Raw genomic sequence first — 15421 nt, forward strand, 5'->3', positions numbered from 1 at the left:
GGTTAATCGTCCCAAGCATCTGCGACAAAGAAAAATCCCTTACCCCAAATAGTCTTTATCCGGTAGGGATGTTGGCTATTGTCTTGTAGTTTTTTACGTAACCGGGAAATTCGTACGTCGGCACTGCGATCCAAACCATCATATTCACGTCCTATTACGTCTTTATACAAAGTTGTCCGGTCAACTAAGGTTGCTGGATTTTTGGCTAGTTTCCATAACATATCAAATTCGTGGCTGGTTAATTGTACATCTTGACCTTTTAAGCATGCCGAACGCGTTGCACGGTCAATAATGAGTTGTCCATATTGTAATTTTTGTTGTGAATTGGTTGCAGCAGTTGGCACTTTATGGCGACGCAACAAAGCGTTGATCCGAGCCAGTAATACTCTTGGCTCAACGGGTTTGATGATGTAATCATCGGCACCAATTTCTAAACCAAAAACCTGATCGAAATCATCGTTTTTTGCGGTCATAAATAACAGTGGACCAGAGTAAAAAGGCCTGACTTTATTACATAACGTAAAACCGTTTTCACCAGGCAACATTACGTCTAACAGCAATATGTCGGGAGGTGAAGTTTGCACATGTTGCAGCAAGTTTTCGCCATTGGGCAAACTCTGAACAATAAAATCGTGTTCAGTAAGATATTGGCTGATGAGTCGGCTTAATCTTTCGTCATCTTCGACTAATAAAACTTGTTTCATCAAAAAAGACTCCATGGAGGTCGGATCCGTCTACGTTGTTCATGTGGTTCCAAGTATTTGATCAATAATTTTTTTGAAAGTATGGTTTTCTGTGCTTTATTCTTTAATTCAATTAGTGAATTTTTTTTAATCAATATAGATGTTTTTTTATGGAAGTAAGCCTTCTGAGAACAATTTAACAAATGTCCGTCAAGATAAAGACAGAGTTGCTCTGAAGGCATATTTTGTGTCTCAATGCTAAAAGACATTTGGCACTCGTCACCCACTCTTTGAGCAACACATATATTGGGTTGTATAGTCCACGCAGGTGTTTGTGCAGAGATATTACTGCAAAAAAAGATACCCGCAATTATTACAATTGCTCTCAATGCCATTGCCTACTAAAAACGATACGCTACACCTAAGAATATCCTACGAATATTATTTTGCTCTATTAGAGGGCTGCTTGTTAGCGAGTTGGGTAGCCATCGATAGCCCATACTTGCCAACCATGACCAGTTTTCATTAATAGGCTTTTGGGTATTAATAGACATGTAAGGTTGCCATCCGGATTTACCATCAAAATAAAATTCCTTGAGTGGAGTATCTCTTTGTGAAACGCCATAATAATAGTCAATCAAACGGGCGCTTTTCCAATCAGTGCCTATACGCGCACCCAATCGAAAATCATTCCATAACCACCTATGGCTATATTCTAACCCTAGTTGACTGCCTTTGTGTACATTGCTGATATCTTGTTGAAATGTTAATTGCCATTCACCATTAGATAAAAAATAATGGCCTCGAATACCAGCATTGATTGCCCACTTACGGCTCGCTATTTCGTCAATCGATAAATTGGATTGAGGTGTTTTGATTATTTCAGAAGGCGAATCAGTCGAATCAGACGTTCCTGACCAATCAGGGGAGATGGGCATGGAAGTGGATATGCTATTTGTCGGTGCTAAGATGTTGGCAGGATGCAAAAAACTAAAAAATGCACTTTCTCGATCAAGGTGTAGAAAAGTTTCAAATGCAAATTGGGATTGGTTTAACCACTGATACCCCAGCTCGCCATTATCAAAATATGCTTTTTCTGCATACCAAGCGACGTCTGGTAATATCACCAAGGGAATGTCATCCCCATCAACAAGTGGGTTGCTTTTTATGCCTAAGCCAAAGGCGATACCAAGGTGCCAGCTACTTTTTTCAATGCATGTTTCATCCCCAGAACAAGCGAGTATTGTTCCGGAAAAAAATATAGATAACAGAATGAGTAAACGAAAAAACACAGCGTACAAAAACAAAGTCCTCACATCGATAATATGCGTAGCCTAGCAGAGTTTTTGTGCTGCTTGTAATAGGGTTACAATTATTCACAAATAGATCCAAATTGGCGCATATATAATACGCTGGATTCACTACAATCATCTACATCATTTATATAAAAAGGTATTTGATTATGCTTCAACCCAAAAACCACAATATTGGCGACCTGTTGTGCGTAGCTGTTATTCTGATGATCGTTTTGGTATTAGCGGCTTGTTCGGATGAAAACACCAAAGTTATTGATGATCCCATTAATGAAAGACCTACTGAGCCTCCGAAGCTGAATTCGGCTACTTCTTTTGATGGACCGTTGGTTAAGGCTGGGCAACTTTCTGTTAGTCGCTTTATTAAAAATGGTATTTACTCAGCGGCATTTGATTATGCCAATTCTTATAAAGAAGGGGTGCCTGAACCTACCTCGAATCTAGATAGTGCATCTAGTGATTTTTCTAGCACTAATACTCAAGAGTCAGGAGTCGATGAAGCGGACCGTATAGAATACGATGGAAATATACTGTATCTAGCTGCTTACCCAGAATGGTTCGAGGGCGGAACTGATAAATCGAAAGTGAGAGTTTTGGAGAGACAAAATGACTTTTCTCTAAATTCACTGACTGAATTACCTCTGGGAGATGAAAATTCTAATATTGAAGGTATGTATCAACATAATGATAGGTTAGCGGTGTTAAGTACCAACACTCAATTTTACACCATTGATGCGCTTTCCTTTGCACCAGAACCTTGGTCGTTAAGTGAGCAAAAATTAACTTTAGATATATATGACACTTCTTTACCAAGTAGTCCTTCCACAGTGAGCAATATCAAAATAGATGGTTCGATGATTTCGAGTCGTCGTATAGGTGATGAGCTTTATATAGTGACCAGTTATACTGCCTATATTGAAGGGCTTAACCCTAATGCCAGCACCGAAGAAGAGTTACTAGCAAATTATCTGACTATTTTAGACACAGCAGATTCCGAGCTTATGCCAAAAATCTATCGAGATGGTGACCAAGGCACGCCTTTAAACACAACTGAAGACTGTGTTATCCCTGCTCAAGCTACAGACAAAGATGGATATGCCCAGCTTTTAAGCGTCAGCAGAATTAACTTAACTGACCCTAACGATATTCAGTCTAGTTGCATTAGTTCAGTGGCAAATATGTTGTATATGTCTGAGGCAAACCTGTATTTAAGTTCGACTGTGGATAATCAAACTGTTTTACATAAAGTGTCGTTAGATGCAGATTTGACCTATCAGGCAACAGGTAAGGTTGATGGTGTTATTGGCTGGCGAGGAGCGCCTAATCTGCGTTTAAGTGAACAAGATGAATATTTACGGATAGTGACCAGTGATTATTCTCAAACAGGGCCTCAACACAAACTTTCAATCTTGAGTCAGCAAGGCAGTGAGTTAGCTATTGTGGCTGCGTTACCCAATGACACATCCCCTGAACCAATAGGAAAGCCTGGTGAAGATATCTTTGCTGTTCGATTTTTTGGAGACAGAGGTTACATAGTCACTTTTGAAAGAATAGACCCGCTTTATGTACTCGACTTAGCCAATCCCAATGCTCCGAAAGTGTTAGGTGCGTTAGAAATTCCTGGGTTTTCTAGTTATTTACACCCGTTGGATAATGGCTATCTGCTTGGAGTAGGTCAACAGGTTAATATTAATAATATTCCTGAAAATGGAAAAGTAACTGACGAACCTGTGACCCAAGAAGGAATGAAAATCAGTTTATTTAATGTAACTGATCCAAGTAATCCTGTTGAGGTGAATAGTATTGTTAAACCTAGTAGTTATACGCCAGTTGAGTATGATTATCGCGCATTGTCGGTGCTAAATAATAATGGCAATTACCAATTCGCATTACCTCTTGAGAGTTGGTATACAGGGTCCAATGAACTAGTGGGTATTTGGGCACCTTCTAATAGCTTGCTATTGCTAGAAGTTGACACTACATCTAACACGCCTGAGTTAATTCAAAGGAGTGAGATGCGACCTAAAGTAAGTGACGCCTATGCCGGAGGATGGAATGACAGAAGTATTATTCATGGTGATAACGTCTATTATATCCATGGCAATCAAGTATGGCATACCACTTGGGCTGAGGATGCCCCAATATTTGGGCCTTTTTAATCAGTCCTGACTATATTGACTTAACTTTTTTTGATGGCTTGATCCAAGTTGTCATCTAAGATCGCTGTTAACCGACCTTAGATGACAACTTATTTGTATTAAATTCAGTATATATTCAGGTATTAGTGCAATACTGGAAAGTAGTTCAACGTAGGGGATTTATTATGAAAATATTAACCGGTCTTATTATATCTGCAGTGACATTAGGCCTGTCTAGTCAAGTTTTGGCACAAACAGAAGTTGAAATCGAATGGGACAAACCGGAAAAATACCGTGATGTCAGGCCCAGCAATGAATCGCGCAAAAGATTCAGAGAAGCGACTTTTGAGCGTATTAACAAATATATGAATGAATTGGCATCGGCAATACCCGATAATAAAAAATTGCTTATGAAAGTAAGCGACCTTGATTTGGCTGGGCAAGTTTGGCCTGCGTCTTTTGTTGGATTGGGGCATAGTGTATCTGACGTACGGGTCATTAAAAATATAGATATCCCAAGGATGAACTTTAGTTACCAGTTATTGGATGAGTCTGGTGAGATAGTGCAAGAAGCGGAAGTAAATCTCAAAGATATGTCATTTCTCGATCGTGGTAACCGGTTTTTCAAAAGTGAAATGTTACGTTACGAAAAAAACATGTTGAAACGTTGGTTTGATGAAGAGTTCGAATCACAAATAACACCGCAGACTGCTAATAAAGAACTAGTTAACCAGAACAGTTAATCTAAATGTTCAGTGGGTGAATATACGCTGTAAGAGTTTTTATTTGTTGTTTTGGCAACATACAAGGCAGTGTCGGCTTGTTTAATGATTGTTTCTGGCGTCAATAATTGATTGGGCTGTGAAGTCGCTATACCAATACTTATGGTCACGTAGTCTGCAACATTGCTATATTTATGTGGCAGCGCTACGTTTTTGAATTTTTCAAGGATATGTGTTGCTATATCTTGTGCTCCTTTTGACCCCGTGTTTGGCAGAACACAAATAAATTCCTCTCCTCCATATCGGGCAACGAAATCGTTATCTCGATGCAGGGAATCGCATATAATCTTAGATACTTCCTTTAAACACTCGTCTCCCGCTGAGTGACCATAGTTATCGTTATATAATTTGAAACAATCTATATCCATGAGCAATATGGATACGCTATATTTTTGTCTAGTCGATAGCTCAAGATCATGTTTTAAACGAGTGTCTAACGCTCTTCGGTTAGCAATACCGGTTAGCCCATCTGACATAGAGAGGTGTTCAAGTTTTTGCTTTTGTATTTCAATTGTCTGTGTGAATTCTTTAAAGGCTTCAGCCAAATCAGTAATTTCATCATTACCATTTAACATAGTTTGATACTCGAACCCTTGGGTTTCGTTACGCACCATTTGATTGAAAATACTGATCCTTCTAAGGATACGTTGCTGAAACAAAACGACTATAACCAATAGAAAAACAACGCCACCTATCAAGACAAGCCTGATAAGTTGGGTCTGCTTTTTCATTTCGATAACAGAGGCGGCTACATGATCGGTAATACTCATTTCTGTTTGGTTAGTAACAAAACCAAGTTGTGCGACGTAATCTTTAATTAAGTTGTGTACAAAATTTTCTCGACCTATAGATCTGCCTTCTAAACGTAGAGATTTTATTGTTAATGCCTCCATACCATTCTCATTAAAAAGTAATGTTTTGAACTGGTTAGTTAATTGATGCTTAATTGCCTGATCTTGCCCTTTGGCAGAAATAACACCTAGTTCGTCTAGTTGTTTGTTTAATTGGCCAAATAAAAACCTAACTCGTTGCAGTCTTTTTTCGTTCAATGCTCTGCTGACATCCACTGAAGCTTGCGAAAACCCTAACGTCCAAATGGACGAATTCTGATTATTAAGATCAATAGCTTGAGCGTTAAGCTCGTACATTTGCGCTTTTAGTAACTCGATATTATTCTTATTTTGCAAACGCTCTTCTATCAAAGAAGAAAATTCAACTAATTCCATGGCAATGGTGCTTAGCTGTGTATCTAAAAACTCATTTTCGAAGATTTCTTTCGCTGCTTTACTGGTATTAGTCAGGTTAGTCTGGAGTTGTTTGTCAGCTAAACGTTTTGACGCATTTGATGAAGAATTTGACAAAATATCTGTGGACTCTAATAGGGTAGCAGCTTGACTATAGAGCTGGCTTATTCGTATTAGGTTGGGTAAGGATTTATCTGATACATCTGTTAATGTCGATTCAAAACTAAGTAAGCGCGTAAAGGTAAAATAACTGAGTAGGACAAAAACAAAGAGTATTCCCAGTAGGCCAGCACTAAATACTTTTAGCAGTGAAATACGTGGGCTTTTTTTGGTTACTAACACAGTCATTCAATCACTCGTTTTATTCTTAATTCAAATTTAGGCGTGATAGTTTTCTTCTGTTGTATCGTGCGCGTGACAATATCGGACAACAAGGGAGCGGGTTGAGTATTTTGTTGATGATGCTGTGCATTCAGAAATACACTATAACCATCTCCACCGTGTGCCAGATAATCTGAGATAGCTACTGAATATGTTTGCTTAACATCTAATGGCTGCCCATTTACTTGTATTGTTTGTATACGTTCATTGACCGGCTTTTCAATAGAATATGTAAAAGAAATACCTGATACTTGCAAAAAACGTCCTTTGACGTCTTCCACTTGACTTACGCTATTTTCTAAAGCCTGCCTTAATTGCTCTCCTGTCACACTTAACACGGTAGCACGTGACCTAAAAGGTAATTCAGTGGCAATGTCTCTGCGAGTGATTGCAGCTCCTTTTTTATAACTTTTATCACCACGAATATCGCCACCATTTACTAAAGCAATATCTGTTTTGGCATGATTTTTCAAGGAATCCGCTATAAAGTTCCCAATGGGCATTTCCATCGTTCGAATGAGTGTTTTGGATGTGTCTATTGTACTACCCCAAACTCCGATCTTCTGATTTAAGAGTCTGTCAAGCCTATGATTATATTCGTTAATCAGCAATGAAGTGGTTGGCCTAGTAGGCAAAAGCGAGTAATTAATTTTAGGGGTATCGATAATAAGGTTTTTTTCTTGTTTGTTTCCTTGCCAACTCATGCGTAGCAACATGAATGGTTCTTGGTTAATAATTGAGTAGACTTTATTAAGGTGATCTTGTTTAGGTACACTAAGTACCCTTAATGCAAAATCAATTTTATTTTCTGATATAAGAGTTTGGTAATAGTCTCTTTCTTTGGAATAAACTAGTACCATTAATTCTGCGCCTTGTTGTTTTAGCGCGACAATTTGCTGTTGAATAATTTGTCGAGGTTCAAACACTCGGGCCCTTTGTAATAAATATTCCTCAACCACCTCTTCATCAAGAATCGATATAAAACCAACTTTAGTGTTACCTTTTTCGACAATAAGGCTTGTTAAAATACCTTCAAGGTTACTATTGGTTAATGGATCATAAAGATTGCTACTGACAATTGGGAATGCCGCTTCATAGGAACGCAAAGTGAGTTCATCTTCAAAATAACTAAAATCTCTTTTGGTGAGTGTCATTAAATCAGGTTCTAGTGTATTAAGAATGTCAATGATATGTGAGCCCTTGTCTAGGCTGGAAAAGGGACTAGGCCCTAAACTCCCCCCTGCAAAAGTAAATATAGTGGGGGTGTCTTCAGCTCTCATTTTTTCTAGCAAGCCTGCAAGGCCAGAGTAAGTGCCGCGGGTTTGAATTCCTATGTCAGGCATACTGCCTGCAAACACTAAGGTTAAATGTTTTTCTGTTGATGGTGAAGAAGATGCAGACGCTGAAGAAGGTGCAGATGCTGAGGAAGGTGCAGATGCTGAGGAAGGTGCAGCTTTTGTCATTATAATCATCAAAAGCACAACGATTAAGAATCGAAATATTATGACCATTGTCTCACCCCCATAAAAACTAATTTATTCAAATAATAAACGTTCTTCAATAGTTTCAGGGGTGTCATCAATATCGATAACACCCCTTATAGTCACAATTACACTTTAAATAGATTCAATGCTACTACGTTGTTCATGTAATTTTCCCATCAGCATAGTAAAGTCGGCTAGCTTAGCTTTTTCTTTCTCAATCACAGCGTCAGGTGCATTACTCACAAACTTCTCATTATTGAGTTTTCCTTGAGTACGAGCATAGTCTTTTTCTAACTTATCCAATGCTTTGGCAATCCTAGCTAATTCGGCTCCTTTATCAATCAAGCCTGCCATGGGGATCATAACTTCAAGTGAGCCCAATAAAGATGTCGCACATGCTGGTGCTTTTTCACCTTCACTTAATGCTGTTACTGTCTCTAGCTTGGCAATTGAGTGTAAGAAAATGGCATTTTCTTCGAGTCGTCTAATATCCTCAGCAGAAGCATTGCGCAACAACACGGGTAAAGGTTTACTTGGGGCAATGTCCATTTCGCCGCGAATGGTGCGAACGGCTAATACAAATCCTTTCACCCATTCCAAATCTTGCATCGCTGTGGCATCAACCTTAGCGGCATCATATTCAGGGTAGGCCTGATTCATGATGGTGGCAGAATGACAGTTAGTCAGAGGAGATACATTTTGCCAAATTGTCTCAGTAATAAACGGCATAATAGGATGCATCAATCTAAGTAAAGATTCTAAAACAGTGACTAGAGTATGCCTAGTGCCCCGCTGTTGTTCTTCGTTACCTTGTAATAACACCGGCTTGGTTAATTCTATATACCAACCACAAAACTGATCCCAAGTGAATTCGTATAATGTATGTGCCGCAATGTCAAAACGATAAGTATCCATCGCATTACGATAGGCTTTTATAGTGTTTTGGTATTGGCCGATGATCCACTTGTCAGCCAATGAAAAAGTCATTTTTGAATCTGCTTTAAACCCACAGTCGAACTCTTGGGTATTCATCAGTACAAAGTTACTGGCATTCCACAACTTGTTGCAAAAATTTCTATAACCTTCTAGGCGCTTCATATCCCAATTGATATCACGCCCAGTAGAAGCAAGGGCTGCAAGGGTAAAGCGTAATGCATCTGTACCGTGGGCCTCTATGCCATTCGGAAATTGTTTAGCTGTTTGTTTTTTGATTTTTTCAGCCATTTTTGGCTGCATCATATTACCAGTACGTTTTTCGAGTAAATCTTCCAGAGAAATACCATCAATCATATCCAAAGGATCGATAACATTACCTTTAGATTTAGACATTTTATGGCCATCATCATCTCGAATAAGACCTGTCACATATACGGTTTTGAAAGGCACTTGAGGTTTGCCATTTTCATCTTTAAGAAAATGCATGGTCATCATGATCATTCTGGCCACCCAGAAGAAAATGATATCGAAGCCAGTGACTAAAACATCGCTAGGATGGAAGGTTTTTAAGTCTTCAGTATTTTCAGGCCAACCTAAGGTAGAAAATGTCCAAAGCGCCGAAGAGAACCAAGTGTCTAATACATCTTCATCTTGTCTAAGCACCACATTAGCAGCTAAGTCGTTTTCTGCTCTCACTTCAGCTTCATCGCGACCCACATAGACTTTACCTTGCTCGTCATACCAAGCCGGTATTCTATGACCCCACCATAGTTGACGAGAGATACACCAATCTTGGATATCATTCATCCAAGAAAAGTACATGTTTTCATATTGTTTAGGTACAAATTCAATCTCGCCATTGGTCACAGCATCTGCTGCAACTTTGGCTAATGGTGCGGCGCGCACATACCATTGATCGGTTAACATAGGTTCAATTACCACACCACCTCTATCACCATAAGGGACAGTCAAGTCGTGGTCTTTTACTTCTGCTAATAAACCCATTTCATCAAATTTGGCCACTATGGCTTTACGGGCGACAAAACGGTCTAAATTTTGAAACTCTTCAGGTATTGCAGAACTCAGAGCATCACTGGGTTCACCCTTAGTATCGTATATTTCAGCTTGCTGGCGAATTTCACCAGAGAAAGTCAAAATATTGATCATAGGTAATTGATGACGTTTACCCACTTCATAATCGTTAAAGTCATGAGCAGGAGTTATTTTTACGCAACCTGTGCCTTTTTCCATATCTGCATGTTCATCACCGACAATAGGAATACGCCGATTAACTAAAGGTAAATCGATAAACTTGCCAATTAAGTCTTTATATTTTGGATCTTCTGGATTAACCGCTACGCCTGTATCACCTAACATGGTTTCAGGTCTGGTTGTGGCGACCACAAGGTAATCTTTGCCTTCAGTGGTTTTGACCCCGTCAGCTAAAGGATAACGAAATTGCCACATGTGCCCTTTTTTATCTATATTTTCGACTTCAAGATCAGATATGGCAGTAAGAAGTTTAGGATCCCAGTTAACCAGTCGTTTACCGCGATAGATTAAATTTTCTGAATGTAGGCGCACAAACACTTCGTTTACTGCGTTTGAAAGCCCTTTGTCCATGGTAAAACGCTCACGATCCCAATCCACTGATGCACCCAAACGACGCATTTGGTTGGTAATGGTATTGCCCGATTCGGCTTTCCATTCCCAAATTTTGTCGATAAAGGCTTCGCGGCCTAATTCTTTTCGAGTTGGGCCATCTTCTGCTGCTAGTTTTCGCTCCACTACCATTTGAGTGGCGATCCCAGCGTGGTCAGTACCCACTTGCCATAAGGTATTATTACCCGACATACGTTTGTAGCGGGTTAAGGCGTCCATAATGGTTTGTTGAAACGCATGACCCATATGCAGGCTGCCTGTTACGTTAGGCGGCGGGATCATGATGCTATATGACTCGCCTTCTCCTGAAGGCTTAAATTGTCCGCTGTCTTCCCACTTTTGGTATATATCGCGTTCTATATTTTGTGGATTAAATGTCTTATCCATTATTTTGTGTCTCGTTAATGCTTGAGGCGGGTAGGGTATCAAGTTGATTGCCTAACGCTCTATATTGTTTATATCTTTCTCTGGCCTGTGGTTTGAGTTGTTCTTTTGCAGGCACAAAATCAATGACTTGTCTAAATCGTTGATGGAAATCGGGGATGTTGTCAGCCAGATTAATCAGTATTGGTCGATTAAATTGGCTAGGTGTTTGCCAGCATATTTCAACTGGGGCTCCGCCCACTGGACCCTCTCCGCTTAAATTATGTGGAACAAAGGCATCATTGGGTAACTGCCATAACAATTCATCAAATTGTTCAGCCTGTTGTTGATCTTGGCAATACACTAAACATTTTTGTTTTTGCCGATAACTACGGGTTGCCAACAAACAAGCCAGCGCAAAGTGCGCTGGCTGTTGATGTGTATCGTTTGTTTCATCAAGCAGATAAAACCTTACATTTGACATATGCGAAGTGGTCCCTAGGCGTGATTAATCTTCTGATTCAATGCCAGCTCGGTTCATTAAGAACTGAGATAACATGGGCACAGGTCGACCTGTTGACCCTTTTTCTTTACCGCCAACCCAAGCTGTGCCTGCAACATCCATATGGGCCCAATTATACTTACGAGTAAAACGAGATAAAAAACAGGCTGCGGTTATAGCACCTGCAGGACGCCCACCTAGATTACTCATATCGGCAAAAGGACTTTCGATTTGGTCTTGGTATTCATCCCATAAAGGTAAACGCCAAGCTTTATCACCACTTTGTTCAGATGCATTGATCAATTCATGAGCAAGAGGATTGTGGTTACTAAATACACCGCTGGCATGTTTACCTAAGGCCACCACACAAGCACCTGTTAGTGTTGCCACATCGACTACCAACTCAGGATCAAAACGTTCCACATAAGTTAATGCATCACATAATACTAAACGGCCTTCGGCATCAGTATTGAGCACTTCAACTGTTTGGCCTGACATAGTGGTCAAAATATCACCAGGGCGGTAGGCGTTAGCATCTGGCATGTTTTCACAACCTGCGAGAATACCTACTATGTTAATAGGTAGGTTGAGCGCACAGATTGTATGCATTGCGCCTAATACTCCAGCTGCACCACCCATGTCGTATTTCATTTCATCCATGGCTTCACCAGGTTTGATAGAAATACCACCAGAGTCAAAGGTTAATCCCTTTCCAACTAAAACAATCGGTGCTTGACCTGATGGTCCACCTTTATGCTCCATGATGGTCATGATTGATTCATTTACTGAGCCTCGACCCACTGCCAAGTATGAGTGCATACCTAGGTCATCCATTTGTTTCTCATTCACAGAGCTAACATGCAAATTGTCGTATGTTGCGGCTAATCCTTCTGCTTGCTCAAGCAGGTATTTAGGATTACAAATATTAGGTGGCATATTGGCCACATCTTTAGCCGTTTTAACACCCTCAGCGACGGCCAACCCATGTTCAAGTGCCCGTTCGCCAATAGGCAACTCGCGGCGAGTCGGAACATTAAAAACAATTTTCCGTAATGGTCTGCGTAATTCACCCTTTTTGGTTTTAAGCTGTAAAAAGGTGTAAAGGGAATCTTGGGTTGCTTCGACTGCTTGGCGCACCTTCCAATAAGTATCGCGGCCCTTAACATGTAATTCAGTTAAGAAGCTGACTGCTTCCATGGAGCCCGTTTCGTTTAGGGTTTTAATGGTTTTCGATATAATTTGTTTGTATTGACGTTCGTCTAGTTCGCGCTCTTTGCCACATCCTACCAGCAATACTCGCTCACTTAAGATGTTGGGCACATGGTGAAGTAGTAACATTTGACCGGCCTGACCTTCCAAGTCACCTCTTCTTAGTAGGTTACTAATATAACCTTCACTAATAATATCGAGTTGTTCGGCAACAGATGTTAAACGCCTAGGTTCAAATACACCCACTACAATACAGGCGCTGCGCTGCTTTTCTGGACTGCCACTTTTTACGCTAAATTCCACTTCGAACCTCGTCTCATGATGAATAAAACTGTAACCTTTTATCCTTTTAATTAAAAATTGAAAGGTGATATTGGGTAATACAGCTATATTATTGTAAGATTAACTTCAGCCGGACATAATCTGTAAATAAGATCGTGGCTGAGTGCTTTAAATACGCACACTTTATAAATTAAACTTGTGAAAACGTTAAGTTTACTTAAAATTTCCCATAGTGCCACTAAAATACTACTTTTCCCTTGGATGTGTTGTGCTGATTTTCCGCTATTTAATGAAAGAAACGTTGAAGTCTCAAGTAGCAATTTTTATGCTATTGATGGCTATTTTTATCACTCAGAAATTTGTCAAAGTGTTGGCTGAAGCATCAGAAGGTGAAATTCCTGCTGGTTTAGTATTAGGTTTTTTGGCTTTACATATGCCTGTTTTAGCGTCGCTTGTGTTACCCCTTAGTCTTTTTTTGGGGATTATGTTGGCTCATGGTCGACTGTACGTAGACAGTGAGATGACTGTTATGCGGGCGTGTGGGATCAGCGAATGGTATGTCACCCGTGTAATGCTAATTTTGGCCTTGATTATGTCGGTGTTAACAGCGGGCTTAACTATGTGGTTAACACCTTTGTCTGTGGAAAGTACCTATCAACTAGAAGAAAAAATCGGTGCTCAAAGTGGCCTAACAAGCTTGATCCCCGGACGTTTTCAACAAACTGCTAATCAGCAGGCAGTAATATTTGTACATGACATCGATAATAGCCAAAACCCTTTAAGAAAGGTCTTTCTAGCGCAAAGAGATAGCGACTCTGACTCTGAAAACGTACGAATAGTGTATGCCAATAGTGGTGGGATCCAAGAGCAATCAAATGGCGCACAAAAATTGATACTGAATCAAGGCAAGCAATATGAAGGTGAAGTGGGCCGACAAGATTACCGAATTGTTGAGTTTGAAGAGTATCAAATTCAAATTGCCGAACAACAAGCTGAAAAGAAACGCAGAAAATTAAGTGCATATTCAACCACTGACTTGATTGCTGATCCGTCTATCTTTGCCATAGCAGAATTACATTGGCGTATTGCTATTCCTTTATCATTACCGTTTTTGGTGCTGATTGCGGTGCCCCTTAGTGCGGCCGATCCCAGGCAAGGTCGTTTCGGTAAAATGTTTCCCGCATTAATGTTATATCTTGGGTATTTTATGCTGTTAATGGCGGGCCGAAAAGCGTTAGAAGATGGCAACATACCTCAACAATTAGGCTTATGGTGGGTGCATGGGGTGTTGTTTTCAATCGGCATAGCATTATTACTTAAAGGCAGACCTATTGGTGTGAAATTACGGGCTAGATTAAAAGGGGATGCCAGTGTTTAAAATACTGGATGTATATATTGCTAAGACCTTGTTGGCAACAACCGCATTGAGTCTGAGTGTTCTAGTAGGTTTGAGCGCCTTAATTAAATTTATCGAACAAATGAAACAAGTAGGACGTGGCAGCTATGATATGACTGTAGCTGCAGTGTATGTGTTGCTTAGCTTACCTAGAGAATTAGAACAGTTTTTTCCTATGGCCACCTTGATCGGAGGGCTGATAGGTATGGGGATTTTGGCAAGCAACAGTGAATTGGTTGTGATGCAAGCAGCGGGTCAAAGTCGTTGGAATATTATTACTTCTGCCATGAAATCAGCACTACTAATGGTGCTATTTGTGATGTTTATAGGTGAATGGGTCGCTCCAGTTACTGAAACAAAAGCGAAAGAAATCCGTACTCAGGCGATTTCTGGCGGAAGCTTATTTGCTTCTGACAGAATAACTTGGGCTAAAGACGGTGATAACTTCGTTAGTATCGGGGAAGTGGTCGATACCAAAACTTTACGCAGAGTAAACGTATACGAATTTGATGAAAGCTTAGAGCTAAGAAAAATCACTAGTGCTTTGGAAGCCAATTATAGCGATAATGGTTGGCAATTAAAGCAAGTCAAATATACCTTTATAGGCGACCAGCGGGTCCGATACCAACAACTTGAAAAAGGAGTTTGGCAGTCAACACTCACGCCAGACAAATTAGGAGTTGTGACAGTTAAACCTGAAGCATTGTCGATCCGTGGATTAGCTGAGTACGTCAATTATCGTAATAATAACAGTCTAGATCCTAGTCGTTACGAATTAGCACTATGGCGAAAAGTGCTGCAACCTCTGTCTGTAGGTGTGATGTTGTTAATGGCATTGTCTTTCATTTTTGGCCCGCTGCGCAGTGTCACTATGGGCGCACGAGTGATCTTAGGAGTGTTAACCGGTTTTGGCTTTTTTGTAAGTAACGAAGTTTTTGGTGCTTTAAGTTTGGTTTATCATCTGCCGCCGTTTCTTGGGGCATCTTTACCAAGTTTAGTTTTTGCTGCTTTTTCTATGTATTTGCTACAGAGAAAGGGATAGTTAA

At 40.1% G+C, this 15421-nt stretch carries 13 protein-coding genes; 5 read left to right on the plus strand and 8 right to left on the minus strand.

From position 1 onward, the window contains the following. Positions 1-2: 2 nt before the first annotated feature. The 3 genes from GARC_RS22295 to GARC_RS22305 are packed head-to-tail and all read right to left on the minus strand — an operon-like array spanning position 3 to position 1975. On the minus strand, positions 3-704 hold the full coding sequence (locus GARC_RS22295) for a response regulator (RefSeq protein WP_007624772.1): 702 nt from the start codon (positions 702-704) through the stop codon (positions 3-5). Next, on the minus strand, positions 704-1078 hold the full coding sequence (locus GARC_RS27790) for a DUF3019 domain-containing protein (RefSeq protein ID WP_039990320.1): 375 nt from the start codon (positions 1076-1078) through the stop codon (positions 704-706). Before GARC_RS27790 ends, GARC_RS22295 begins: the two co-directional genes overlap by 1 nt. Positions 1079-1084: 6 nt before the next feature. After that, on the minus strand, positions 1085-1975 hold the full coding sequence (locus GARC_RS22305) for a MipA/OmpV family protein (protein WP_226989292.1): 891 nt from the start codon (positions 1973-1975) through the stop codon (positions 1085-1087). 170 nt (positions 1976-2145) lie between these two features. Between GARC_RS22305 and GARC_RS26545 the strand changes: the two genes are divergently transcribed. Beyond that, the gene (locus tag GARC_RS26545) at positions 2146-4155 is read left to right on the plus strand and encodes a beta-propeller domain-containing protein (protein WP_007624775.1); all 2010 of its coding nucleotides are present in this window, start codon (positions 2146-2148) and stop codon (positions 4153-4155) included. A 164-nt stretch (positions 4156-4319) separates the two neighbouring features. Beyond that, positions 4320-4877, plus strand: a complete 558-nt coding sequence (locus GARC_RS22315) for a DUF3016 domain-containing protein (protein WP_007624776.1) — start codon at positions 4320-4322, stop codon at positions 4875-4877. Here GARC_RS22315 and GARC_RS22320 read toward each other — a convergent pair. Together GARC_RS22320 and GARC_RS22325 are read right to left on the minus strand one after the other, a co-directional pair. Further along, positions 4874-6508, minus strand: coding sequence for a diguanylate cyclase (locus GARC_RS22320; protein ID WP_007624777.1), 1635 nt, complete (start codon positions 6506-6508; stop codon positions 4874-4876). The genes GARC_RS22315 and GARC_RS22320 overlap by 4 nt on opposite strands. Then, positions 6505-7884 carry a bifunctional metallophosphatase/5'-nucleotidase gene (locus tag GARC_RS22325; protein WP_007624781.1) on the minus strand — a complete coding sequence of 460 codons (1380 nt, stop codon included), beginning with the start codon at positions 7882-7884 and terminating at the stop codon, positions 6505-6507. The genes GARC_RS22320 and GARC_RS22325 overlap by 4 nt, the downstream gene beginning before the upstream one ends. Between GARC_RS22325 and GARC_RS27490 the strand changes: the two genes are divergently transcribed. After that, on the plus strand, positions 7874-8068 hold the full coding sequence (locus tag GARC_RS27490; RefSeq protein WP_007624782.1) for a hypothetical protein: 195 nt from the start codon (positions 7874-7876) through the stop codon (positions 8066-8068). The two genes, GARC_RS22325 and GARC_RS27490, sit on opposite strands and share 11 nt — an antisense overlap. Before the next feature lie 89 nt (positions 8069-8157). Here GARC_RS27490 and GARC_RS22335 read toward each other — a convergent pair whose 3' ends face one another. From GARC_RS22335 to pepA, 3 genes are read right to left on the minus strand one after another with little or no spacing between them, the layout of a single operon-like run. After that, entirely contained in the window at positions 8158-11010 is a 2853-nt protein-coding gene (locus tag GARC_RS22335; RefSeq protein ID WP_007624784.1) for a valine--tRNA ligase, read from the minus strand. Continuing rightward, positions 11003-11470, minus strand: coding sequence for a DNA polymerase III subunit chi (locus GARC_RS22340; RefSeq protein WP_007624786.1), 468 nt, complete (start codon positions 11468-11470; stop codon positions 11003-11005). Before GARC_RS22340 ends, GARC_RS22335 begins: the two co-directional genes overlap by 8 nt. A 24-nt stretch (positions 11471-11494) precedes the next feature. Next, complete coding sequence (gene pepA / locus GARC_RS22345) at positions 11495-13000, minus strand: leucyl aminopeptidase (protein WP_007624788.1); 1506 nt, start codon at positions 12998-13000, stop codon at positions 11495-11497. Positions 13001-13247: 247 nt separating this feature from the next. On the opposite strand from pepA, the gene lptF reads away from it, so the two are divergent. Then, complete coding sequence (gene lptF / locus GARC_RS22350; protein ID WP_039990321.1) at positions 13248-14357, plus strand: LPS export ABC transporter permease LptF; 1110 nt, start codon at positions 13248-13250, stop codon at positions 14355-14357. Next, positions 14350-15417 carry an LPS export ABC transporter permease LptG gene (gene lptG, locus GARC_RS22355; RefSeq protein ID WP_007624792.1) on the plus strand — a complete coding sequence of 356 codons (1068 nt, stop codon included), beginning with the start codon at positions 14350-14352 and terminating at the stop codon, positions 15415-15417. The genes lptF and lptG overlap by 8 nt, the downstream gene beginning before the upstream one ends. Positions 15418-15421: the final 4 nt, after the last annotated feature.

Source organism: Paraglaciecola arctica BSs20135, from assembly GCF_000314995.1.
Taxonomy (GTDB): Bacteria; Pseudomonadota; Gammaproteobacteria; order Enterobacterales; family Alteromonadaceae; genus Paraglaciecola; species Paraglaciecola arctica.

Coding starts and splice junctions, on each gene's coding strand:
- GARC_RS22295 (WP_007624772.1), bottom strand. CDS start 704: ATGAAACAAGTTTTATTAGTCGAAGATGACGAAAGATTAAGCCGACTC.
- GARC_RS27790 (WP_039990320.1), bottom strand. CDS start 1,078: ATGGCATTGAGAGCAATTGTAATAATTGCGGGTATCTTTTTTTGCAGT.
- GARC_RS26545 (WP_007624775.1), top strand. CDS start 2,146: ATGCTTCAACCCAAAAACCACAATATTGGCGACCTGTTGTGCGTAGCT.
- GARC_RS22315 (WP_007624776.1), top strand. CDS start 4,320: ATGAAAATATTAACCGGTCTTATTATATCTGCAGTGACATTAGGCCTG.
- GARC_RS22320 (WP_007624777.1), bottom strand. CDS start 6,508: ATGACTGTGTTAGTAACCAAAAAAAGCCCACGTATTTCACTGCTAAAA.
- GARC_RS27490 (WP_007624782.1), top strand. CDS start 7,874: ATGTCAGGCATACTGCCTGCAAACACTAAGGTTAAATGTTTTTCTGTT.
- GARC_RS22325 (WP_007624781.1), bottom strand. CDS start 7,884: ATGCCTGACATAGGAATTCAAACCCGCGGCACTTACTCTGGCCTTGCA.
- GARC_RS22335 (WP_007624784.1), bottom strand. CDS start 11,010: ATGGATAAGACATTTAATCCACAAAATATAGAACGCGATATATACCAA.
- GARC_RS22340 (WP_007624786.1), bottom strand. CDS start 11,470: ATGTCAAATGTAAGGTTTTATCTGCTTGATGAAACAAACGATACACAT.